A 481-nucleotide genomic window follows, 5' to 3' on the forward strand; every position below is an offset into this window, starting at 1 on the left:
ACGCGCGTGGGGCAAACACCGCCCTTGAAAGAGAATTACGCCAGGTGGGGGCTGGCGTGGAATGTTTTCACCTACCGGTGCCCCTGGGCCCAAGCCGGCACTCTCACACTTCTTAACGGCGCCGATCACCTCGTGGCAGAAAACCGCTTGGACGAGCAGTGGGTTTCTCGTCTTGCTGATGCCTTCGAGGATGCCGGAGGAAGCGGCACGCTGTCACAGGTCGAAGTTTCCGCTGCGGTTGCAGGCTTAGACCCCGCCTACGTGCGCCGCTTATTAGCTGATGAAAGCCTCACCCCAGACCAGCTCACCCTTGTCGCGACTCGCCTAGCCAAGGATCCACGGGTTTCTCCCATACTGGCAGAGCACACCAGCACCGTGTTAAAGGGCCTCACTCTTGAGAGCGGGTCAATTCAACTTCTACGCGCTACTGCCCTTTTAGAAGGTTTATCCACCAACGGCCCGGCGAGCGCCGCACTATTGA

Annotated in this window: 1 protein-coding gene; it reads left to right on the top strand. The window is 59.3% G+C overall.

Annotated features, from left to right (window positions below; all coding sequences use genetic code 11):
* Positions 1–24: 24 nt before the first annotated feature.
* A partial coding sequence (locus EII11_RS10630) for a hypothetical protein (RefSeq protein ID WP_165867168.1) occupies positions 25–481 on the top strand: 457 nt, incomplete at its 3' end.

Source organism: Schaalia canis (genome assembly GCF_003858455.1).
In the GTDB taxonomy this organism is placed as follows: Bacteria; Actinomycetota; Actinomycetes; order Actinomycetales; family Actinomycetaceae; genus Pauljensenia; species Pauljensenia canis.